General features: G+C 46.0%; 19 protein-coding genes. 12 read left to right on the forward strand and 7 right to left on the reverse strand.

Going from position 1 to position 23,334, the window contains the following annotated elements:
• The first annotated feature begins 140 nt into the window (after positions 1–140).
• From phnA to LAQ65_RS11030, 7 genes are all read left to right on the forward strand, one after another.
• A complete protein-coding gene (phnA, locus tag LAQ65_RS11000) occupies positions 141–1,385 on the forward strand; it encodes a phosphonoacetate hydrolase (protein ID WP_224117016.1) in 1,245 nt (414 codons plus the stop codon).
• Positions 1,382–2,845 (forward strand): phosphonoacetaldehyde dehydrogenase, encoded by a 1,464-nt coding sequence (gene phnY, locus LAQ65_RS11005; RefSeq protein ID WP_224117017.1) that lies wholly within the window; start codon positions 1,382–1,384, stop codon positions 2,843–2,845. The genes phnA and phnY overlap by 4 nt, the downstream gene beginning before the upstream one ends.
• Positions 2,846–2,877: 32 nt before the next feature.
• A complete protein-coding gene (locus tag LAQ65_RS11010) occupies positions 2,878–3,981 on the forward strand; it encodes a 2-aminoethylphosphonate--pyruvate transaminase (RefSeq protein ID WP_224117018.1) in 1,104 nt (367 codons plus the stop codon).
• A gap of 116 nt (positions 3,982–4,097) precedes the next feature.
• On the forward strand, positions 4,098–6,794 hold the full coding sequence (locus tag LAQ65_RS11015; RefSeq protein WP_224117019.1) for a bifunctional YncE family protein/alkaline phosphatase family protein: 2,697 nt from the start codon (positions 4,098–4,100) through the stop codon (positions 6,792–6,794).
• A 2-nt stretch (positions 6,795–6,796) separates the two neighbouring features.
• A complete protein-coding gene (locus LAQ65_RS11020) occupies positions 6,797–9,238 on the forward strand; it encodes a bifunctional YncE family protein/alkaline phosphatase family protein (protein ID WP_224117020.1) in 2,442 nt (813 codons plus the stop codon).
• Positions 9,235–11,259: a TonB-dependent receptor plug domain-containing protein gene (locus LAQ65_RS11025; protein WP_224117021.1), complete on the forward strand. Its 2,025-nt coding sequence runs from the start codon at positions 9,235–9,237 to the stop codon at positions 11,257–11,259. Before LAQ65_RS11020 ends, LAQ65_RS11025 begins: the two co-directional genes overlap by 4 nt.
• Positions 11,260–11,262: 3 nt before the next feature.
• Positions 11,263–11,856: an HD domain-containing protein gene (locus tag LAQ65_RS11030; protein WP_224117022.1), complete on the forward strand. Its 594-nt coding sequence runs from the start codon at positions 11,263–11,265 to the stop codon at positions 11,854–11,856.
• 28 nt (positions 11,857–11,884) lie between these two features.
• On the opposite strand, the gene LAQ65_RS11035 is transcribed toward LAQ65_RS11030, so the two are convergent.
• Both LAQ65_RS11035 and LAQ65_RS11040 read right to left on the reverse strand, forming a co-directional pair.
• Positions 11,885–13,042 carry a TIGR03364 family FAD-dependent oxidoreductase gene (locus LAQ65_RS11035; protein WP_224117023.1) on the reverse strand — a complete coding sequence of 386 codons (1,158 nt, stop codon included), beginning with the start codon at positions 13,040–13,042 and terminating at the stop codon, positions 11,885–11,887.
• Complete coding sequence (locus LAQ65_RS11040; protein WP_224117024.1) at positions 13,039–14,334, reverse strand: DUF5690 family protein; 1,296 nt, start codon at positions 14,332–14,334, stop codon at positions 13,039–13,041. Before LAQ65_RS11040 ends, LAQ65_RS11035 begins: the two co-directional genes overlap by 4 nt.
• Before the next feature lie 468 nt (positions 14,335–14,802).
• Here LAQ65_RS11040 and LAQ65_RS11045 point away from each other — a divergent pair, with 468 nt between their 5' ends.
• Together LAQ65_RS11045 and LAQ65_RS11050 are read left to right on the forward strand one after the other, a co-directional pair.
• Positions 14,803–15,774: a ribonucleoside-diphosphate reductase small subunit gene (locus tag LAQ65_RS11045; protein ID WP_224117025.1), complete on the forward strand. Its 972-nt coding sequence runs from the start codon at positions 14,803–14,805 to the stop codon at positions 15,772–15,774.
• A gap of 32 nt (positions 15,775–15,806) precedes the next feature.
• The gene (locus LAQ65_RS11050) at positions 15,807–18,158 is read left to right on the forward strand and encodes a ribonucleoside-diphosphate reductase subunit alpha (protein WP_224117026.1); all 2,352 of its coding nucleotides are present in this window, start codon (positions 15,807–15,809) and stop codon (positions 18,156–18,158) included.
• 51 nt (positions 18,159–18,209) lie between these two features.
• On the opposite strand, the gene LAQ65_RS11055 is transcribed toward LAQ65_RS11050, so the two are convergent.
• Together LAQ65_RS11055 and LAQ65_RS11060 are read right to left on the reverse strand one after the other, a co-directional pair.
• Complete coding sequence (locus tag LAQ65_RS11055; RefSeq protein WP_224117027.1) at positions 18,210–18,908, reverse strand: dihydrofolate reductase family protein; 699 nt, start codon at positions 18,906–18,908, stop codon at positions 18,210–18,212.
• A gap of 25 nt (positions 18,909–18,933) precedes the next feature.
• A complete protein-coding gene (locus LAQ65_RS11060) occupies positions 18,934–20,256 on the reverse strand; it encodes a DEAD/DEAH box helicase (RefSeq protein WP_224117028.1) in 1,323 nt (440 codons plus the stop codon).
• 67 nt (positions 20,257–20,323) lie between these two features.
• Between LAQ65_RS11060 and LAQ65_RS11065 the strand changes: the two genes are divergently transcribed.
• Entirely contained in the window at positions 20,324–20,812 is a 489-nt protein-coding gene (locus LAQ65_RS11065) for a hypothetical protein (protein WP_224117029.1), read from the forward strand.
• A gap of 25 nt (positions 20,813–20,837) precedes the next feature.
• Positions 20,838–21,224 (forward strand): SRPBCC domain-containing protein, encoded by a 387-nt coding sequence (locus tag LAQ65_RS11070; RefSeq protein WP_224117030.1) that lies wholly within the window; start codon positions 20,838–20,840, stop codon positions 21,222–21,224.
• Here the strand turns inward: LAQ65_RS11070 and LAQ65_RS11075 are convergent, their stop codons facing one another.
• From LAQ65_RS11075 to LAQ65_RS11085, 3 genes are all read right to left on the reverse strand, one after another.
• Positions 21,225–21,401, reverse strand: a complete 177-nt coding sequence (locus tag LAQ65_RS11075; protein ID WP_224117031.1) for a hypothetical protein — start codon at positions 21,399–21,401, stop codon at positions 21,225–21,227.
• Between the two features lie 150 nt (positions 21,402–21,551).
• Positions 21,552–22,448, reverse strand: a complete 897-nt coding sequence (locus LAQ65_RS11080; protein WP_262901448.1) for an aldo/keto reductase — start codon at positions 22,446–22,448, stop codon at positions 21,552–21,554.
• Positions 22,449–22,465: 17 nt separating this feature from the next.
• The gene (locus LAQ65_RS11085; RefSeq protein WP_224117032.1) at positions 22,466–22,903 is read right to left on the reverse strand and encodes a DUF6526 family protein; all 438 of its coding nucleotides are present in this window, start codon (positions 22,901–22,903) and stop codon (positions 22,466–22,468) included.
• A 122-nt stretch (positions 22,904–23,025) separates the two neighbouring features.
• Here LAQ65_RS11085 and LAQ65_RS11090 point away from each other — a divergent pair, with 122 nt between their 5' ends.
• Positions 23,026–23,322: a hypothetical protein gene (locus tag LAQ65_RS11090; protein WP_224117033.1), complete on the forward strand. Its 297-nt coding sequence runs from the start codon at positions 23,026–23,028 to the stop codon at positions 23,320–23,322.
• The last annotated feature ends 12 nt before the right edge of the window (positions 23,323–23,334 follow it).

Below are 23,334 nucleotides of genomic sequence, written 5' to 3' on the forward strand. Positions count from 1 at the left end.
TTAACTTTTTACCACCGCCAGCAAAATATTCCAGCCCCAAATCCTGTTTTTTGGTAACAAAAGTTTAATGATACTAAACATGTATAAACTATATCTTTACTTTTGTTGCGGTCTCTAATTCCCGGAATCAATATAACACCATGAATATTTCAACCCAATCTTTCGAAGCGAACGGTAAAAAATACCAGCCGGCTGCTAAACCTATTGTAGTGATTTGCATTGACGGATCAGCAGATGAGTATCTCGATTCTACTCTTTTGTACGACAGGATGCCTAACCTGAAAAGGATGGCGCGCCAGGGATATCGTGGTATGGTGCGTGGTGCTTTGCCCTCTTTTACCAATGTCAATAACTCATCCATTGTTACTGGTGTTGCCCCTGCCGTTCACGGTATCAGCGGTAACTTTTTTTATAACGAGGCCATCGACCAGGAAGTAATGATGAACTCGGCTGAGTACCTGCGTGCTGAAACAATACTGGCTGCTGCCGCCAACGCGGGAAGGAAACTGGCAGTTGTTACGGCAAAAGAAAAACTCAGGGATATCCTTTCTTTTAAAATGAAAGGTATCGCTATCTCTGCCGAGAAAGCCAACCAGGCCAAAGTGGAAACCCACGGCATTGACGACGTTGAAAATATTGTCGGTCACCCAACACCGAAAATCTATAGCGCAGACGCAAGCTTATTTGTTTTGCGCGCCGGGGTTGCCTTTATTGAAAAAGGCCTTGCAGATTTCCTGTACCTCTCGCTTACAGATTATATGCAACACACTTATTCCCCTGAAGCGGAAGAGTCTCTTGCCTTTTATGAAGCGATGGATGTGGAATTTGGCAAGCTCTTCCAACTCGGTGCAATTGTAGGCGCTACTGCCGATCATGGCATGAACGCTAAAGTTAAAGCTGATGGTTCCCCCAATGTATTATATGTTGAAGATATGCTGGAGCAGCAGTTCGGCGATAAAGGCTTCCGGGTTATCTGCCCGATTACAGACCCTTACGTGAAACACCACGGTGCACTGGGTTCTTATGTTGTTGTGCATTTGAATGATAAATCAATTATTCCAGATGTGAAAAACTGGTTGTCCTTACAACCAGGTATAACCGAAGTTTACGACCGCGCTACTGCAGTGCATGTGCTGGAACAACCCGCTGACCGTATTGGTGACCTGGTTGTATTATCCGGCCGCGATGTTGTAGTTGGCCGCAGGCCGAAGTACCACGACCTTTCTGCCCTGGATGGTACCCTGCGTTCTCATGGCGGCAGGTACGAAGAAATGGTTCCCATGATCATTTCACATCCTTTAAATAATGCCTATAAAATGAAGGCAGCTGCGGATCCCAGGAATTTCGACATTTTCGATTTCACCATAAATGGAACGACTTTATGAGCACCATACTAGCGCCAACAGTAACGCATGGCCGCAGCCAGGAAACCCTGGATATGCACTGCTATGTTGCAGGGACAAAAATAGTATCTGAGAAAAAACTCGAGGTGCGCAGTCCGTATGACCGTCGTGTGGTAGGCACCGTTCACCTTGCCAATGCATCGCATACCGAAGCAGCAATCCTCGCCGCGCTGAAAGGCGGAAAGAAACTTACCCGTTACGACCGTTACAGCATCCTGGAAAAAGCCAGGCATTTGCTGGTGGAACGCAAAGAAGAAATTGCCAAAATCATCAGTGCGGAATCCGGACTGGCGATCAGGGAAGCGATCTATGAAACCGGCCGCGCCCATGATGTGTTGTTGTTTGCAGGTATAGAATCCTTAAAAGATGATGGCCAGATTTTTTCCTGTGATATCTCCCCATCAGGTAAAGCCCGAAAAATCTTTACCCTCCGCGAACCCTTATCCCTCGCGGTTTGCATTACCCCGTTCAACCATCCGCTGAACCAGGTACTGCATAAGATTGCACCTGCCATCGCTGTTGGTACCCCGGTTATTTTAAAGCCATCGGAAAAGACCCCGCTCACTGCTATCAAGATTGTTGAATTATTATACGAAGCAGGGTTACCGCATTATATGCTCAGTGTGTTACTGGGCCCTACCAATGAAATTGCCGAACCCCTTGTGAAAGACCCACGCGTGGATATCGTTTCTTTTACGGGTAGCGTTCCCGTGGGTAAGCATATCGCCTCTGCCGCAGGGTACAAAAAAGTTATCCTGGAACTGGGTGGTAATGACCCTGTCATCATTATGGAAGATGCCGACCTCGACCTCGCGGTTTACCTCGCAGCAGAAGGTTCTTTCCGCAATAGCGGCCAACGTTGTACTGCGGTTAAAAGGATCCTGGTGCACGAGAAAATCAAGGACGTTTTCATTGAAAAATTTGTTGCCAAAGCAAAGGAATATACCTGTGGGGATCCTGCTGATCCGGAAACAAGGGTGGGCACAGTCATCGATGAGGCCTCGGCTATTTACCTCGAGAGCGTGGTCAACAAAGCGGTTGCACAGGGTGCTAAAGTGATATTGGGTGGTAAAAGGACGGGCGCCCTCCTTGAACCTACAGTTATTGTAGATGTTCCCCGGGATGCTGATATGGTAGTGCATGAATCTTTTGGTCCGCTGGCACCTATAATTAGTTTCAGGGATATAGATGACGCAATTGCCTTAAGCAATAGTACAGCTTATGGTTTATCAAGTGGTATCGTGACTAACAACATGGAATATGCGCTGCGCTTTGTGAAGGAACTGAAAGTGGGCACGGTAAACATCAACGAAGTGCCTGGTTACAGGATTGAATCTTCGCCTTTTGGTGGTATAAAAGATTCGGGCCTGGGTATCAAGGAAGGTGTGATCGAAGCAATGAAATGCTTCACATTTGTGAAGACATTCTCTATGCCCTGGTAATTCGCTAATTAATAAAAACAGTTTGCATTAATATGAAAAAATTATTGTTTACACCCGGCCCGCTCACTACTTCCAGGACAGTTAAAGAGGCTATGCTGGAAGACGTTGGTTCAAGGGATTATGTATTTGTAAATGCGGTTAAGGAAATCAGGAGTGAACTGTTGAGCCTTGGCCATGTTTCCCGCGAAAAAGGGTATGAAACTGTATTGGTACAGGGTTCAGGCACTTTTGGAATTGAAAGTGTGATCAGCAGTGCGATTGGCAAAAACGATGTTTTACTGGTCCTTGCAAATGGCGCTTATGGCGAACGGATCGTTAAGATGGCCATCATCCACCAACTGCAGCACCAGGTGCTTCGATTTCCTGAAGCTGAAACTGTAACTGCGGCTGCCACTGAAGAATACCTGAAAAGCCATCCTGAAATTACGCATGTCGCCTGCATCCACAGTGAAACCACAACCGGGGTATTCAACCCGGTTGGCGCTATTGGCGATACCTGTAAGAAATACAATAAAATATTTATTGTAGATGCTATGAGCAGCTTTGGCGGGGTTGAAATGGATATAGAAGCCCTGAAAATTGATTACCTGGTTTCTTCCTCTAATAAATGTATTGAAGGTGTTCCCGGATTTGCTTTTGCGATCTGCAAAAGATCTGAACTGGAAAAATGCAAGGGCCAGGCAAGGAGCCTTAGCCTCGATTTGTATGACCAGTGGGCCGGACTGGAAGCCAATGGCCAGTTCAGGTTTACACCCCCAACACTAAGTATCCTCGCGTTCAGGCAGGCCATGAAAGAATTAGCTGCTGAAGGTGGTATTCCTGCCCGTGAAAAAAGATACAAGACCAACAAACTGACACTGGATACCGGTATGGCGGAACTTGGTTTCAAACAATACCTGCAGCCTGAAATCCAGGGCCATATCATCACTTCTTTTTTATACCCCGAAAGTCCGAAGTTTAATTTCGAAAGGTTTTACCAGAAACTTAATGACCGCGGGTTAATCATTTACCCGGGTAAACTGGGCAAGACCGATGCCTTCCGTATTGGTAATATCGGTCAGATTTTTCCAGATGATGTGAAGCGCTTAATCCAGGCTATTAAAGAAGTCCTCGCCGAAGAAGGTATTGATATGTAGCCGCCGGAAAACTATATGTTACATGATTATTAAGATAGCCTGTTTTAGATTAAGACAGGCTATCTTTATGTGGTCCAAAAATTCCCTTAGTTGTATATAAAAAATCAATCACGACTGTGAAAAATTTACGCGTAACCTTCGCATTCTTCTTACTGGCACTTGCTGCCGCCGCCCAGCAAAAAAAAATGTTATCTGTACCTGGTATTAATCAATACAGTATAATTGATACAAAAGGTACAAGTGTGTTGCCAAGTGGCCGCTGGGTCCGCCCGGCTGGTAAAACCATTACCATTACCCATGACCCCTTTGGAATGGCAATTTCACCCGATGGCAAAAAAGCAGTTACCCTTCACAATGGTGTTTTTACCATTATCAACCTGGCTAACCAAGAGGCAACAAGGGTGCCCAGTTATGATGGGAAAATTGTATCCCCCTTATCACATGGGTCTTACCTGGGTATTGCAATCGGCCCCGATTCGAAAACACTTTACCTGAGCGGTGGCGATAACGGTGCAGTGATTGTTTACGATATGGAAAAGATGCAACGCACCGATTCCATATCCCTCGACGGCACATTTAAGGGAGTAAAATTTGAAGATAGTTTTACCGCAGACCTGCTGTTTAATGAAAAAACAAATGAGTTGCTGGTGCTCGACCGGGCTAATTACAGGATGGTGCGTATTGACATGGCCACCCGTAAAATCAGGGCCTCCGTACCTACAGGACGCCTGCCATTTGGCATTGCCATGAGCCCCGACCAGAAATTTGCCTTGGTGGCGAATGTGGGGGCGTATGCCTATCCGCTGATCAAAGGGACTACACCGGAGAACTATGATTCCATCATGATCCCATGGCATCCATATGGTGACAATACAAAGGAATCCCGTGAAGGCACTGTAGTTCAAGGAAGGCAAATACCAGGGCTTGGCAGCCCGAATGCCGCTGAAGCCATGAGTGTTTATGGTATTGACATCCAGGCCAACAAAGTATTGTTCAGGCTGAAGACTGGTATGCAGATCGGCCAGATGGTGGAAGATGCTGAAGTTGTCGGCGGTGCCAGTCCGAATTCCATTGCCATTGGAAAGAAATATGCTTATGTTACCAATGCGACCAATGATAATATTGCCGTGATCGATTATCGGTTGCACAAGATTGTTACCCATATCCCCATAAAAGTGGATGCTCGCATTGACAAGTACCGCGGTTTACTGCCTTTTGGTATTACGCTGAGCAAGGATGAAAAGACCCTGTATGTTGCTTTACTTGGTTTTAATGCAGTTGCTGTTATCGATGCGGAAAAAAGAACTACCAAAGGGTTGATCCCAACAGGATGGGGACCTGCACGTGTGCGCTTGTCAGCTGATGAAAAAGAAATTTATGTGATCAGTTGCCGCGGCTATGGCGCAGGGCCAAATGGCGGGAAAAATTTTATTGACCCTGTACAGGGCACCTATATCGGCGATATCCAGCTGGCAACCTTCCAGCAAATACCAATGCCCGATGCCAAACAACTGGCTGTATATACCCGCCAGTCAAAGGAAAATACTTTCACAGAAAAGGTTGCAGAAAAATCATCCAACCCATTACCGCCATTACCCGGCATGTATAAAAGCCCGATTAAACATATTGTATATATAACCAAGGAAAACAGGACCTATGATGAAGTGTTTGGCCAGCTGTCAATGGCTAAAGGCGATGCTACCCTTGCGCGTTACGGAGTTGGCGTAAATGTCTATGGTAAGACAGATACGGTATTGAATGCCGATATTATGCCCAACCACCATAAAATTGCCAGGGGCTTTGCTTTCAGCGATAATTTTTATTGCGACAGCGATGCATCCATCCACGGCCACCACTGGATGGTTGGGGTTATCCCGAATGAATGGGTAGAGACTAATTCCAGCGTTAGTAAAACCGCAAAAGTATTTTCTTCGGCACCAGGCCGTCGTCACCCTGGAACCAGTGGCAGCATTGATCCCGAAGATTATGCAGAGATCGGTGGCTTATGGGAAGCGATGGAAAGATCCAAAGTTTCTTTTTACAATTTTGGTGAGGCTAATGAAACCGCCCATAACCGGGAAGAATGGTATGATACCGCTACCGGTGGCGGTCATGCTGTAATGGTGCCCATGCAGAAAGCCCTTTGGAGCCGTACCAGCCATAACTATGCGGGCTTCAACACTGATATTCCCGACCAGTTCAGGATGGAGCAGTTTGAGACCGAGTTTACCAAAATGTGGCTGAAAGGAAAAGACACCATGCCTTCGCTTGTCACCATACAGTTACCTGATGACCATGGGGCAGATATCCGTCCGGATGACGGCTACCCTTATGTTCATTCTTTCATGGCAGACAATGACCTGGCACTGGGTCGTATCCTGCATTTCTTATCGCGCACCCCTTATTGGAAAAGCACCCTGGTTATCGTTACAGAAGATGATCCCCAGGGCGGTGTTGACCATATTGATGCCCACCGCAGTGTTTGTTTGATGGCAGGTCCGTATGTGAAGCATGGTTATGTTTCCAACCAGCATGCCAATTTCGGCTCCCTCTTAAAAGTGATCTATAATATCCTGGGGGTTCATTATGTGAACCAGTATGATGTAACAGCCAGCTTAATGCAGGATTTCTTTACTGACAAACCTGATTTTAGCACTTACGAGCTCGTCTTCCCCGATAAAAGGGTATTTGATCCTGCAAAAGCCATGTCCAAATACAACAGGGGCATTGATTGGAGAAAAATACAAAAGGGACCTGAAATGGACAACGAAGATGAGCTTCGTAAAAATCACTATAAATCAAAAAGCAACTAATTATGCGGAAATACTTATTGAGCCTCGCAGGCTACCTGCTGATTAATTCCGCAGGTGCCTTTGCGCAGGTTTCGGCTTCTGCTGCAAAACCCGGCCATGACCGTGTACGATTGCCCAACGGCTGGCACCTTTCTCCTGCAGGCCGATCGCTTCCCCTGGGTGACCTTCCGCTCAACCTGGTATTAAGCGCCTCCGGAAAATATATGGCGGCAACGAATAACGGACAAAGCGTGCAAAGCATACAACTAATTGATCCCGTGAATGAACGTTTGCTGGATAAAGTAGTAATCCCGAAAAGCTGGTACGGACTATGTTTCAGCGCTGATGAAAAATCATTGTATGCCAGCGGCGGCAATGATAATATTATCTGGCAGTATGCTATCAGCAACAATAAACTGGTAAAGACGGACAGTATCATATTGGGTGAAAAATGGCCGGTAAAAATTTCCCCTGCTGGTATTTCGCTGCATCCGAAGAGAAATGAAATGTATGTGGTCACCAAAGAGAATAACCAGTTCTATTGCATTGACCTCAGGACAAAAAAAATCATAAAGTCCATTACGTTGGGCGGCGAAGGTTATGCATGCCTGTTATCCCCTGACCAGAAATCAGTTTTTATTTCTGTTTGGGGTGGCGCACAGGTTTGGCAATACAACGTAGAACTGCAAAGGATTACCCGGAAAATTCCTGTGAGCAAAAACCCGAATGAACTTTTACTTACCAGCAACGGCAAATTCCTTTTTTCTGCGAATGGTGATGACAATAGTGTTTCTGTCATCGACGTACAGCAGGGAAGGGTGATTGAAGTGTTGAATACTGCTTTATATCCGGATGCACCAACCGGTTCAGCAAGTAACGGACTGGCACTTTCAGCTAATGGAAAGACGCTGTATGTTGCTAACGCCGACAATAACTGTCTCGCAGTTTTTGATGTAACCAAACCCGGCGCCTCACATTCCCTTGGTTTTATACCAACCGGATGGTATCCGACTAACGTGAAAGTGAAAGGATCAAAAATCTTTGTGAGTAATGGTAAAGGGTTCACTTCTTTTGCCAATCCACGCGGACCCAATCCCGCAGTGAAAAAAGAGAAAGTAAAATACCAGGAAGGTGATGAAGAAAATGCATCAGGTGTCCAATACATCGGGGGACTTATGAAAGGGACCCTTAGTATAATTGATGTCCCTAATGCAACGCAACTTGCTCAATATTCCAGGGCAGTTTACCAAAATACGCCCTATACGAAAAAAGGCGAACTGGAATCACCGGGTGAAACCGGGAACCCGGTTCCCATGAAAGTTGGCGATCCTTCCCCGATTAAATATGTGTTTTATATTATCAAGGAAAACCGTACTTACGACCAGGTGCTGGGTGATATACCAGAAGGTAATGGAGATACCAGCCTGGTTTTGTTCGGCGAGAAAATCACCCCCAACCTTCACAAGCTTGCGAAGGAGTTCGTATTACTCGATAATTTCTATGTTGATGGTGAAGTAAGTGCCGATGGGCATAACTGGAGCCTCTCTGCTAACGCGAATGACTACCTGGAAAAAAACTGGCCGACTTCTTATGGTGGCCGCGGCGGCTCTTATGATGCTGAAGGTAACCGCGAAATCGCCAATCCGGGTAAAGGCTTTATCTGGGATTACTGCAAAAGAGCCGGGGTAACCTATCGCACCTACGGTGAGTTTGCCGATGATTACCAACCCAATATTCCCGTTCTGAAAAATCATTTATGCCCCTATTATACCAGCTGGGACCAATCGGTTCGTGATACCACACGCTATAACCAGTGGGCCCGGGAATTTGATTCCATGGTGCTGGTTAATGCCGTACCGCAATTCAATTCATTACGTATCATAAATGACCATACCGAAGGACTGTCGCTGGGCAGGCCAACACCATTCGCCCATTGTGCTGATAACGACTGGGCTGTAGGGCTCTTTGTAGAGCATTTGTCAAAAAGCCCCATATGGAACGAGTCGGTGGTGTTTGTAGTGGAAGATGATGCCCAGAACGGGCCGGACCATGTTGATGCACACAGGAGTACTACGTATGTGGCAGGGGGTTATGTAAAGCGGCATTTTGTAGACCATACCATGTATTCCACTTCCTCATTGCTCCGCACTATCGAACTTATCCTTGGACTACCACCAATGAGCCAGTACGATGCGGCTGCAGAGCCAATGTGGCGTTGTTTTGCCCACCAGCCGAATCCATCTGGTTTTGCTTCTGTACTGCCAAAGATTGACATCACCGAAAAGAATACAGCGACGACCCAAAGTGCCAGGATAAGCGCGGGTTTTGATTTCTCTAAGGAAGACCGGGTTCCGGACTTGTTATTCAGTGAAGTAATCTGGAAAGCAGTTAAAGGTGAGAACAGTGTAATGCCTGCACCACGCCGCAGTGCTTTCCTGCAGGTTAAAGAAGAAGCAGAAAAATGAGGAAAACAGTTATCCCTTTTTTATTCGCATTTTCGGCGGTACCGGCTTTCGCACAGCAAGACACTATAGCTTTAGAACTGGAAGAGGTGGTGGTGACATCACTACGGAAAAAACAGTCCCTGCTGAAAACACCATACCAGGTTGAAAGAGTCTCGGGTCGCTACATCAGTACCTACCAGCCAAGAACTACCCCGGAGGTGCTTGTCGGATTAAATGGCGTATTTGTCCAAAAGACAAACCATGGCGGGGGGTCGCCTTTCGTACGCGGACTGACCGGCAACCAGTTACTGGTGCTGGTTGATGGGATCAGGCTGAATAATTCCACTTTTCGCTATGGGCCCAACCAATACCTGAATACTATTGATGCTTTTAGCGTTGACCACATTGAAGTGGCGAAAGGAACCGGGTCGGTTCAGTATGGATCAGATGCACTTGGCGGCGTGATACAGGTGTTTACAAAGGAACCTGTTTTTTCGGCTACAGCTCCGCGCTGGAAAGCAAGTGCAACAGGAAAATGGATGAGCGGGGGAATGGAACAGACCGGAAGGGCTGAAATGTCCTATAGCGCAGGGAAAATGGCAGCGCAGGTTGGACTGAGCTGCCGCAATTTCGGGGATATTATTGGTGGTGATACAACAGGCAAACAAACCCCGACCGCCTACGATGAAATGGCCTGGGACGCCAGGCTGAAATTTGGCCTATCCGAAAATACAACCCTCACCATTGCACACCAGTTCCTGCAACAAAACCATGTTCCGGTTTATCATAAAGTAGTGCTTGAAAATTATCGCATAAATGAAACCAACCCGCAACAAAGGTTATTGAATTATGCCAGGCTCAACATCAATGGCAAGCAGTCCTTCGCAAAACAGTTATGCATAACCGCTTCCTGGCAGCAAACCATTGAAGGCCGGGAAAGCAGCAGGAATAACAGCCCGGTAACCAGGAAGGAATGGGATGAAGTGAATACTGTTGGCTTAACTGCTGACCTGTATAGCGAGCTTGCAAAAAACTGGACCGCAAATTCGGGTATTGAATTATATTATGATGGTGTTACCAGTAAAAGGCAGGATATCAATGAAACGACCGGAACTGTAAAAGAATTAAGGGGCCTGTATCCAACAGGATCCAAGTATGGTAACTATTCAATCTATACCTTACACCATTTATCCTGGAAACGGTTCTCTGCCGAATTAGGAGGAAGGTTTAACCTGTTCAACATCAAACTAAATGATACAAGCCTGGGTGTGGTTACCCTTCATCCCAGTACCCTGGTAGGTAATGCTTCGGTTATGTATCACCTTAACGACAGGCACAAGGTTTTCGTTTCCTTGAGTAACGGGTTCCGGGCACCCAATATTGATGATATGGGCACACTGGGAATCGTTGATTTCCGCTATGAAGTACCCACAAATGACCTTCGCCCAGAAAAATCACTGAATACCGAACTGGGTTACAAATTCATAGCAGGGAAACTGGAGGGAACTGCAAGCGTATTTAATTTGCAGCTTAAAGACCTGATCACCAGGGTCAGGGTAGGTACTGATTCCATAAATGGCTACCCAGTTTACCAGAAAGAAAATACCGAGCGGGCGGAAATCAATGGGGTCGAAGCATCACTTAAATATTCTCCGTTGTCTTATTTTTGGGTTTCGGCAAATTTTGCCTGGCAGCAGGGTACCAATAAAACAAAAGGTGAGCCTATCCGGCGGATTCCCCCGGTTTACGGACGCTTGATGGCCGGTTATACCAAAAACAAATGGCACGCAGCCGCTGAATGGCTATTGGCAGGAAAACAGGACCGCCTGGCACAGGGCGATATGGAGGATAACCGCATTCCAAAAGGCGGCACGCCGGGTTGGAATGTTGTAAACCTTTATGGTGGATACAGCTGGTCATTTGCGGACCTGAACCTTGGGCTCCAGAATTTGCTGGATGAAGATTATCGTACCCACGGGTCGGGGATTAACGGCGTTGGCCGCAGCCTCTGGATATCCCTTAAAATAAAAATAAACCAGTAAATAATGGCATCCCCGCAAATCATTAGTTACGAGATATTCTCCCTGTTTGAGCAATATGGCGCAGACGAATATGCCGGTGAAAAAGTATCACAACTGGAACATATGTACCAGGCCGCGGAACTGGCTGCCAGTGAAGGGTATGATGATGAAGTTATCCTGGCTGCCTTCCTGCACGATATTGGTCATTTGCTACCCATCGATAATAAGGAAGACACCATGGTTGGCAACGATGGACTGCATTATGGCATGATGGAGCATGAGAAAGTCGGGGCTGGATGGTTGCGTTCATTGGGGCTTGGCGACAGGATGTGTAAGCTCATTGCCTCCCATGTTAATGCGAAAAGGTACCTGACCTTTAAAGACCCCGGGTACTACGGACAATTGTCAGAAGCAAGCAAGCGCACCCTCGAATTCCAGGGGGGCAGGATGTCGGAAGTGGAAGCCATGGCCTTTGAGCAAGACCCCTTATTCGAATTGTACATCAGGATGCGGCGCTGGGATGAAGCAGCCAAGATAGAAGGTATGCCAGTAGCCGGATTGGATGAATTAAAAACTAAACTGAACAATTACCTCGAAAAAAGTTTAGCTGATAATTAAGTTAGTGTACCCGTAATCAGACCGCTACTCAGGCAAAAATTTTATGGATATTGGCTTCCGCGAGTCCGGCACTAACGGTCATTCCCTTGCCGCCGATGGCAGTAATTATCCAGGTGTTGGTATCGGCCGTTTCCATAAATATGTCGTGTTCTTTCCGCTGGGCATAGTATCCATTCCATTGCGTAGTGATATTCCAGTGCGGCAGGTCAAAAATCCGTTGTGCTTCCTGGAGTATGATATCGTTGATAACCTGCTTCACATCGAAACCAAGCCGGTCGGCATTCCTTGCGTCTTCGTATTCATGTGAATCACCAATGATCAGGCTACCGTCTGCTGCCTGTTTAAATAGCACATGGATCCCCCATTTTTTACACTGTTCATTGATGGTGGCTGCATTGAGCTTTTCATAGGATGGGCATTCCTGGAAACTTTCATACCGCCGTATGCTCAACCCGCCAAGCACTGCACCAGGTAAAACAAAATCTGTCATGGGTGAGGTACGCATCATTTGCAATTTGGTGACCACTATATCGCTTTTTGCAAACAATTCAGGATACAATGAAGTAAAGTCGCGCCCATTGCAGATAAGCACCTTGTCTGCTGTGAATTCTCTGCCATCGCTGGTTTCCACGAAGCAGCGGTCATTCCGGTAGACTACAGACTTAACAAGGGAATAAGGCCGGTAAATGAGTCCGAGCTGTTCCTGCATGAATGCAATCAGCCGGTGGATCATACGGTCTGGCTCAACCGTAATTTCTTCCGGGAAAAATAATCCGCCCATGCAATAGGAAGCCCTTAGACCCGGATACTTTTCCAGGCAGGATTCCTTTCCCGTTATAACAGAAGGGTAACCCATCTTTTTGTTGATTGCGGAAAGTTCTTCCAGCAAGGTCAGTTCGGTAGCATCTGATGCGATGTACATTGAGCCGTTTTTCCGGACAGACAGGTCAAATTCAGACTGGATGTCCTTATAAATTTCGAGGCTCCGTACTCCGTAATCGGACCATTTCCCCTGGTTAAGTCCCGAAGGGATCGCCATACCAAAGTTTCGTACAGTGGCATCTGTAGGCTGGCTGTCCTTTTCCAGTAACAATACTTTTAATCCTTTCCTGGCAGCATGGTAGGCATGAAAACTCCCTAACACACCTGCGCCGGTAATGATACAATCATAGTGTTTGCTATTCATAAACCTATCTGGATGGTTTGTACTTGTTGGTATTTCCTTTTAAAATAAATCCAGCTGAACCCTACCGCACCCAATCCGATCACCGCGAAAATTCCGCTGACATAAATGAAATATGGTAGCCAGTCGGTATGGAAATTAAGTAATTCCTTATTCAGGATAAGCACGCAGCTGCCCAGGTAACCGATGGAATCCATGAGGTAAAAGAAGAACCCGATATTGCCGTTCACCTTATAGGCAGCAATAAACCGCTCTAAAAAAAGGCACTGGAGGGTATTGTAGCTGACATATAAGCCGATGGTATAGGTGACCAGCAAGGCAATGGCATCGCCGGTTTTCAGGTAGAGGCATATAGCACAGATTCCTATGGCTAAAAACCCGCCACTAATAACCAGGTGGTGCCTTTTAATACTTTTAAAATGGCTGGATAGTCCTGATACCGTGAGCAGCAAGACAAATACGATCATCGCGGCGAGGGTTTCCATCCTGGTAAAGATTGCCGGAGAGGCGTCAGGCCTTATTTTTCGGATTATTTCAACGGCATAGTTGTCTTTTATATCGCGCAATATGGTCAGCAAAAGGTTGATGAGGATAATAGCCACCAGTCCGGGCAGGAATTTTTTTACCAGGGCCTTCCTTCCCAGGGCATCAAGGGCTTCCCGCTTTCCTCTTTGGGTAGTTTCTTCCGGGCTTGGTGGCGGGATGCGACCCAGGGAATATACCGACAGGAAAAGAAGGGGCAGGAATAGGCATCCGGCCACAAAGGGCATATAAATTTCCGGGATACCCCAGGATTCAATGCAGGTACGCCCAATACTCTTAGCAACTCCCGAACTGAAAATGAAATTGATGCTCAGGATGAGGGCGATAAAATCGGTATACCTGCGGCCTTCTATAAAGCTGAAAACCAGTCCCCATATAAGTCCCAGGCACATGCCATTAGTATAAAGGAAGACCAGGTTCCAGGGCTTCGGAACCAGTGCCAGTAAAAGCAGGCTAAGGTGGGCGCCCCCGATTAGGGTTAAGATATACCGCCCCCTTTTTGCGGGATTGAGCTCTGCAATGAATTTGATCCCTATAAACTTAGCTGTCATATAGCCCAGGACCTGCGCGATGACCAGGGCCGATTTGAAGGAAATCCCAAGGGTGGTTATGCCATCAAATGTAGTGGCACTAATGGTTTTGCGAAAACCATACATGCAGAAATAGGTCGAAAATGAGGCAAAAGAGGCCAGGGCAATATTGGATAGCTGCGTCCGGCTGACTTTCCCGGTAAGTGTTGACAAACTAATCATGTGGGGGGCAAGATAAGAATTGTATATAAAGCCAGGTCTGCCGGCGAATTATCAAATTAAGAAAACCCTGCAAAAGCCCGCCCGTTATCATTTTTTAAAATATTATCCCGCCTGTGGCGGGTTTCACGGGGATTGTCGGCCCGGATTGCGCTGTTAACAAGCATTTGACAATTGTTAATTTATTATGAATTTTATCTATCCACAGGTGTGAAAAACAAAAATCCTTTTGTCTTCAGTTTCCCGATATTTTCGTTCCCGTTCATCAGGATATTTTGTTTCGGTACTGGATGAAGGGCAACTGTACGTAATGTCTTATTACAAATCAGGAACCTGCCGGAGCGATCTGTTTTTTGGACCCCCCCGATTAAGATACAGCCGTAGATGTTTTTCTGTATTTATACCATAAGTACAGGATGGATTATCGACTGTTCTAATGGCTATTAATGGATAAAAAAATTCAAAGTCGCTATGCAGACCGAAAATGAAGTGTTACTGAGGGAAAATAAGGATCGATTTGTGATTCTTCCAATTAAATATCCCCGTGTATGGGAAATGTATAAAAAACACGAGGCCAGCTTCTGGACGGCAGAGGAAATCGACCTTTCTGCTGACCTGGGAGATTGGGCAGGAATGAATGATGGAGAACGTCATTTTGTTTCGCACATCCTGGCCTTTTTTGCTGCAAGCGATGGCATAGTGAATGAAAACCTGGCAGTGAACTTCATGAGTGAAGTACAGCTGCCGGAAGCCCGCTGTTTTTATGGCTTCCAGATCATGATGGAGAATATCCATTCTGAAACATATGCCTTGCTGATCGACACCTATATAAAGGACCCAGTAGAGAAGGACAGGTTGTTTCATGCTATCGATACCGTACCGGCTGTGAAGAGGAAGGCAGAATGGGCTTTGCGCTGGATCGAGAACGGCACATTCGCAGAACGCCTGGTGGCTTTTGCTGCTGTGGAAGGTATCTTCTTCAGCGGAAGTTTCTGTTCAATATTCTGGCTGAAGAAAAGGGGCCTCATGCCTGGACTTACTTTCAGTAATGAACTGATCAGCCGTGATGAAGGACTGCATTGTGAATTTGCCTGCCTGCTGTATAAAATGCTTTCGCAGCAATTAACGCAGGAGCAGGTATTTGCGATCATCAGCGATGCGGTTGCCATTGAAAAAGAATTTATCACTGAGGCATTACCGGTGGACCTTATTGGTATGAATGCCCGCCTGATGCAACAATATATTGAGTTTGTGGCTGACCGATGGTTATCTGAACTGGGCTATGACAAAATGTTCAACGCCACCAATCCATTTGATTTTATGGAAATGATTTCCCTGCAGGGTAAGACCAATTTCTTTGAGAAAAGGGTGGGTGATTACCAGAAATCAGGCGTGATGACCGGCGCAGCAGGACAATCCTTTTCCCTGGATGAAGATTTTTAAACTTACTACACTTACTATATAAACACTAACCTATGTTCGTCATCAAAAGAAACGGGCTGAAAGAGTCCGTTAAGTTTGACAAAATTACTGCCCGGATCCAGAAGCTATCCTATGGCCTCAGCCCGATTGTCGATGTTATTGACCTGGCTATGAAAACCATTGAGGGTATTTATGATGGGGTGAGCACCACTGAACTGGATAACCTTGCAGCAGAAATAGCTGCATCCCTAACAACCCGCCATCCTGATTATGCGCTGCTGGCTTCAAGGATTGCTGTAAGCAACCTGCATAAGAATACGATAAAATCGTTTTCCCAAACCATGCGTAAACTGCACCAGTATATTGACCCTGTTACCGGCAAATCACTGCCACTGCTGGCTGATGATGTGATGCAGATTATTGAGGAGAATGCTGAATTACTGGACAGCACCATTATCTACGACCGTGATTTCGGGTTCGATTATTTCGGTTTCAAAACACTTGAGAAATCTTACCTGTTGAAATTGAATGGCAATATAGCAGAACGTCCGCAGCACCTATACATGCGCGTTGCCATCGGCATCCATAAGAACGACCTGGAACAGGCGATCAAAACCTACCACCTGATGAGTGAGCGCTGGTTTACGCATGCAACACCAACCTTGTTCAATGCAGGAACGCCAAAGCCGCAATTGTCGAGCTGCTTCCTGCTGACCATGAAAGAAGACAGTATCGATGGTATTTATGATACACTGAAACAAACTGCAAAGATCTCACAAAGCGCAGGCGGTATTGGCCTGGCTATCCACGATATCCGCGCAACCGGAAGTTATATCGGCGGAACCAATGGCACCAGCAACGGTATCATCCCCATGCTGCGCGTTTTCAACGACACAGCCCGCTATGTAGACCAGGGCGGTGGTAAACGTAAAGGAGCATTTGCAGTATACCTTGAACCATGGCATGCCGATGTGTTTTCGTTCCTCGACCTGCGGAAGAACCACGGTAAGGAAGAACTGCGTGCAAGGGATTTGTTTTATGCCCTGTGGATCCCCGACCTGTTTATGCAAAGGGTAGAGGAGAATGGTGACTGGACCCTGTTTTGCCCGAATGAGGCACCAGGATTAGCAGATTGTTTCGGTGCTGCTTTTGTGAATTTGTATGAGCAATATGAGAAAGAAGGCCGCGGAAGAAAAACGATCAAGGCACAGGAATTGTGGTTTGCCATTCTTGATGCGCAGATAGAAACCGGAACACCATACCTGTTGTATAAAGATGCTGCCAACAGCAAATCAAACCAGCAGAACCTGGGTACTATTAAGAGTTCCAACCTTTGTACAGAGATCATCGAATATACCGATGCCAATGAAGTAGCAGTTTGTAACCTCGCTTCCCTGGCCCTTCCAAGGTTTGTGAAAGATGGAAAATTCGATTTCGAGAAACTGTATGAAGTAACCTACCAGGTAGCAGTCAACCTTAACAAAGTGATTGATGTAAACTACTATCCTGTTGTTGAGGCAGAACGTTCTAACCTTCGCCACCGCCCGATTGGATTGGGTGTACAGGGACTGGCTGATGTATTCATATTGCTGCGTTTGCCATTTGAATCTGAACTGGCAGGCATGCTGAACAAAAATATTTTCGAGACCATTTATTTTGCCGCGATGACCGCGAGCAAGGACCTGGCTAAGAAAGAAGGTGCTTACGAAACCTTCCCCGGATCACCTTTATCGATGGGAATGTTCCAGTTTGATTTATGGGGAGTGAATGTTTCCGGCAGGCATGACTGGGATTCACTGAGAAAAGAAGTAATGCAGCATGGTGTACGTAACTCCCTGTTGGTGGCGCCAATGCCAACCGCTTCAACTTCACAGATCCTTGGAAATAACGAATGTTTTGAGCCGTATACATCGAATATTTATACCCGCCGGGTATTAAGCGGGGAGTTTGTAATAGTAAACAAACACCTGTTGAAAGACCTGGTAGCGCTTGGACTATGGAATAATGATATGAAGAACAAGATCATCACTGCGAATGGATCTGTTCAGAATATCCCTGAAATTCCGGAAGAGCTTCGTGAATTGTATAAAACAGTATGGGAAATCCGCCAGCGTACACTAATTGATATGGCAGCAGATCGCGGCGCATTTATTTGCCAGTCACAATCCCTCAACCTGTTCGTTAGTAACCCAACTGCCTCCAAGCTCACCTCCATGCATTTTTACGCCTGGAAAAAAGGATTGAAAACCGGCATGTATTACCTGCGCACGCAGGCAGCAACCCAGGCCGTTCAGTTTACGGTAGAAAAGCAAGCAGCAGACCCGCTGTCAACACCAGTTGACCCGGAACCTGCAGAAGGTGCAGTGTGCACCATGCAGGACGGTTGTATCAGTTGTGGATCATAGAGAATAACCCATAACCAATACGAGGCGATTACCGGAAGGTAGTCGCCTTTTTTATAACTGCGCTTTCCCTTTAAAAACCAGGTACCTGATCCATAAAAAATCGCCATAAATTTTCTTCACTGATTTCAGTTTAAAGTGGGTTGCCCTGCGTTTTCCATATCCCTCTTCCACTTCAAATACTGAAGGTGCACCAATGGTGCCATCCGCTACCGGTGCCAGTACAAGGCTGAATTCATCAATGAGCCCTGCCTTCAGGAAAGATCCGTTAACATGCCCGCCACCATCGATCCGGAGGCGCTTTATCCCAAATAGTTTGTTCAATTTTTTCAGTACCAGTTTGAGGTCAAGTTCTTCCTTGCCGCCAAAAATGTAAGACACATTTTTACTTCGCAGGTGTTGTAGGTAAGAACCTGTTACTTTCTCGGTAAGCACTTCGATCACCTGTTCAGTGGACACCATATTCGAATCCCAATAGCATTTACCGGTAGGATCAATTACTATTGCAAAAGTTTTTGACCTTTGTTCCGCAACAAAATCTTCTTTAGGGATATTGATCCTGCCCTTATTGGCGGGAAAGGTCTTTTTGCTGGAAAATTCCTGCATGGTTTTCCGGCCGACGAGCCAGGCATCGGCCTTGATCTTTGAAGCGGGTTCCTCAAAATATTTATGGTGGTCTTTGAATCCCCAGATATCCTGTTTGATACGCCCGTCAACGGACCCCAGCATGTGGCAAATTACATATGGTTTCATATCGCGTAGTTATAAGGTTAATGGCCTATTTCGCCACTTCAATTTTCACGCGCTTGTTTTTGATCTTTTTGTCCTTGATCAATTGCAGGGTGTGGCTCACTTTTGATTTGCGGACTGCAACGAAAGAAATAAAGTCCTTTACTTCAATAAGGCCAATGTCCTCTTTTTTAAGTTCGCCTTTCTGTGAAAGGAAACCAACGATATCTACTTTATTGATTTTATCTTTTTTGCCAGCGGATAAAAACAGGGTACTCCATTTTGGCTTTTCAGGGATCTCTACCTGTTCGGGGATTTCAATCTCGACCGTGTTACCGCTTATATATTCAGGCAATTCTTCACCGGGAGCCAGGATGAGGATAGCAGTACCACTGGCCTCCATACGGGCAGTCCTGCCATTCCTGTGTGTGAATACTTCCTCGGACGAGGGCAGGTGATAATGGATAATGTACCTGATATTCGGTATATCCAATCCGCGCGAAGCAAGGTCGGTAGTTACCAGGACATTTGACGTGCCATTCCTGAATTTACAGATGGCACTATCCCGCTCTGGTTGCTCAAGGGCGCCATGGTAAAACACATTCACAATGCCTTTGTCTTTCAGGTAATCGCTGGTTCTCTGGACAGCATCGCGGAAATTCAAAAAGACGATTGCAGACCGGTTACCCAGGTGGCAGATCAGGCGAAACAGGGTTTCGAGTTTATCGACATCCGGACTTTTCACATATTGGATGGCCAGGGCCTCGGAGGCTTCACCAGTCAGGAAGTTAAGCGTTACGGCCTCTTTCATCTTGATGAATTTGGGCATTTCGGGCGATTCTGTAGCCGAAACCAAAATCCTTTTTTTAATAGATGGAAGTGACCCAACCACAAAAGACATTTCCTCTTCAAACCCGAATTCGAGTGATTTATCAAACTCATCCAAAACCAGAGTTTCAATCCCGGCCAACTGGATATTTCCCCGGCGGATATGGTCTGAGAGCCTGCCGGGTGTGCCTATAATCAGTGCCGGCGCTTCCAGTAAATTATTTTCTTCCGTTTCTCGTAAATGGCCTCCATAACAACAGGTTACCTTAAAGCCGGTTGCCATGGTCCGGAATACCTGTTCGATCTGCAGTGCAAGTTCCCGTGATGGCACAATTATTATAGCCTGGGTCGTTTTTTTCGCGGGATCCAGCAGGTCAAGGACAGGCAGCAAAAAAGCCAGGGTTTTGCCGGAACCGGTGGCGGACAAAAGAATGATATTATCGTGTTCTTTATTGGCAGCTATGGATGCTTCCTGCATGGCATTCAGAGCATCAATTTTGAAGGCCGAAAGTATCTTTGGGAGGGAATAAGTCGCTTTGTTCATTGCGGCAAAAGTACTGGACTTTATTTGGATTGGCGCCTTATCTTCACGCCTCCCTAACACCGTGAAAATGAAAGCAGCAACAGTTTATGACATCAAGGAAGCCCTTCAGGCACTTCCGCCTGCACAGGTTGCAGAACTCTGCCTGCGCCTGGTGAAGTTTAAAAAGGAGAATAAGGAACTGGTGACTTACCTGCTTTTTGAATCGCATAACCTGAACAGTTACCTTGGCGAAATCAAAGCCGAAATGGAGGTTGAATTTGCAGGGATCAATACTTCCCAGGTTTATTTTGCTAAAAAGAGCCTTCGCCGCATACTGCGCAATACCAACAAACAGGTCCGCTATATTGGCTCAAAAGCTGCTGAAGTGGAATTGCTGCTGGCCTATTGTCAGAACCTGAAGGAATCGGGACTGGCCGGTAAGAAAGCGCCGGTGATTGACAAGTTATACCAGTCCCAGCTAACCAAAATCAAAAAACTCATCGGTTCCCTGCACGAAGACCTGCAATACGACTATCGCCGGTTACTCGACAAACTGGGTCAACCGGGAACTAATTAAAGTATCTTTACGGTAAGCAAACAACATGAAGGATTACAAGAAATATTACATCATACCAGCACCGCCAGAGGATGTCTATAAAGCGCTGACCAACCCGGCGACGCTGCAATTATGGACGGGTGAGCCAGCTGTAATGTCGGAAATACCGGGCTCTGAATTCAGTTTGTGGGAAGACAGTATCGTTGGGTTGAATATTGAATTTGATCCCGGTAAGAAAATTGTACAGCAATGGTATTTTGGGGGAGACGAAGAAGAGCTTTCAATTGTTACAATCAAACTTCATCCGCATGCACAGGGCACTTCAGTGGAATTAAGGCATACAAATATCCCTGACGAAGCCTATGACGACATCGTTGAAGGCTGGAATGACGTGTATTTTGCTTCCCTGCTCGAATTCTACGGCGACGAATAACTACAGGCAATCCCGGTCTTTTGCTTTAATATACGATTTAGGTGCTGGCGGCATTATCCAGTTGGCAAATGGATTAATCGGTAGTACCTTGGCCAGTTTTGGCGCGGTAGACTTCTTGCCGACATTTAATTTCCTGTGTGGCAGGTGAAGTTTTTTTTCTGTGGAGATATTAGACATAGCAAAAGGTTGAGGTAATAATTTGCCCAAATACCGGGCCGGATCAATGTTGCAACTTCTCCTTTTATGGTAGTAAAAGGACTGCATTTTGCCAGGAGAAATGAATTATCATGCTCACTTTGAACACCTTGTAAAATTTATTGGCACTTGTTACCGGTGATCGCTGTATATCAGTGTTGGAACGGCTTTCAGAAGATTTAGCATTTCATTTTGACTTAGGGGCTCTAATCCAGTTGCTTCAACAGCTTCTGTCAACTGCTGAAGGGTTCTTATGCCAATTATGGCAGCAGTAATGCCTGGCTGTTGGAGGGCGAACTGGATGGCTAATCCAGCTGCGGTTCGCTTTTGGCCGGCCAGGTTTTTAATTGCTGCTGCTCCTTGGGCTACAACTGCTGCTGAATGTGCCAGGTAATTATGAGGTGGCTTGCCAGCGAGCAACCCGCCAGCCACCGTTCCCCTGGCCAATACGCCGATATTATGTTCCTGCAGTAAAGGAAGGCAGGTTTCTTCCGGCCGCCTGTCCAGGAGGCTGTATTGCATCATTACGCTGGTAATATTTGACCGCCGGACATATTCCCGGATAACATTGGGCCTGATTGATGAAATGCCATAATAACGGATATTACCTTCCTGCTGCAGTTGTTCAAATGCCGCAATGGTCTCATCAATAGGGTCTTCAATAGTCCCGCCATGTAATTGGTAGAGATCGATATAATCCGTTTGTAATCGTTTGAGGCTTTTTTCAGCAGCTGAAAGGATATACGGCTTCCGTGGATTCCAATCCCATCCGCTGCCATCAGGCCGCCATTGGTTTCCTGCCTTTGTGGCAAGTATTACCTGCTGCCTTTTGGTTTTTAATGATTTACCCACTGCTAATTCATTCAGCCCCTTTTCATAGAGGTCGGCAGTATCAAAAAAATTAATACCCCGTTCTATGGCAGCATGCAAAAGTTGCTGCACATCTTGCTGGCCAGGTTGGAGCGACATGCAGCCAAACCCGACCCTGCTGACCTGGAGGGAGGATTTTCCCAGTTGCTGGTATTGCATAATTTAATTTGCCGTACTTATACACGCATATGATCGGGTACCCAATTCCTGATCATTTTTTTGATTGCTACGGGCGAAAGGTTTTCCTGGATAGCTTGTTGTATGAGCTCTTGTAATTCTTCATCGCTTGCAAAACGAAGTGCGGCCAGTTGCTTAAAGGTTAGCTGCGTTTCAAGTGGCTGAAGGCTTTGGCCTGTAAGCATGAAATATCGTAGCCTCATTTCCGAACGGATAATCCTGTCCTGGTTTCCCAGTGAATAATGCTGCCTTAGCATAAAAGATAGCCAGCCCACCAGGAAAAATAAAATTGCAATAGCGATCCACTCACGGGAATGCTCAGGGTATTTTGAAATACCCATCCCGCTGAAAATTCCACCTGCCAGGATAATTGGGTAAAAAACAAAGTGGTGGGCCCCGTAATACTTTGCGTGGTTCTGAAAATTTTGATCTTGCATATGCTGGTTAATTGCAGGTAATTTACTATATTGTTAGAGTTTTCTGGTAATCCCGCCTCCTGAATACTTGCTTAAGGTAAGATTTGTTGCAAAAATGTTTTTACTTCTAAACAACGAATCATATGCAGGAGATCGTCATCAGCCTGGTTGCAGGAATTCTTGGTGGAAATGCATTTGCTGCCACGTTTAAAAAATATAGCTTCGGTCCTTTATGGAATTCATTTATTGGCCTTTTAGGTGGTGCGGTTGGCCATAAGGTATTGCAGCTTATCCATATTAGTTTTGAAAATTCATCAAGCATAACCGTATCAATATTGTCATCTGCAGTAAGTGGTGTTTTAATCGCTGCAATTGTTGGAACAGTAAAAAAAACGGTGGCAAAAAATACAGCAGTAGTACGGAGAAGTTCCCTTAAATAATTCTGGTTGTAG

Source organism: Flavihumibacter profundi, assembly GCF_020076305.1.
GTDB classification, from domain to species: Bacteria; Bacteroidota; Bacteroidia; order Chitinophagales; family Chitinophagaceae; genus Flavihumibacter; species Flavihumibacter profundi.